Origin of the sequence: Pseudoalteromonas sp. SIMBA_162, assembly GCF_046535955.1 — a bacterium.
GTDB classification, from domain to species: domain Bacteria; phylum Pseudomonadota; class Gammaproteobacteria; order Enterobacterales; family Alteromonadaceae; genus Pseudoalteromonas; species Pseudoalteromonas marina.
The window spans coordinates 1-274 of sequence record NZ_JAWJBQ010000360.1; the positions used below are offsets into that span (position 1 = coordinate 1).

General features: G+C 60.2%; 1 protein-coding gene. It reads left to right on the forward strand.

Translation table 11 applies throughout. From position 1 onward, the window contains the following. Window positions 1-52 precede the first annotated feature (52 nt). The coding region (locus R0J88_RS20030) for a hypothetical protein (RefSeq protein ID WP_410900881.1) at window positions 53-274 on the forward strand (222 nt) is incomplete at its 3' end.

Consider the following 274-nt stretch of genomic DNA (forward strand, 5'->3'; position numbering starts at 1 on the left):
GATGTTCATATCCCTGGACTTTTACCCGGATACCCCCAAGGTGGCCTTCGACATGGCCGCCAACCCCATCACCATCCCCACATTGCCGGGCAGCCTGGAGCAGTTGCAGGAGCAGCTGCAACGGGTGGTCGAGCGCATTGCCAAGTTGCCTCTGGAAAGCATCGCCAGCAACCTGGACGGTAGCCTGCGTGAGCTGCGCGCCAGCCTGAAACAGTTCAATGGCCAGACGCTGCCGGATGTGAAAGTGGCGCTGGATGAAGTGCACAAGACCCTG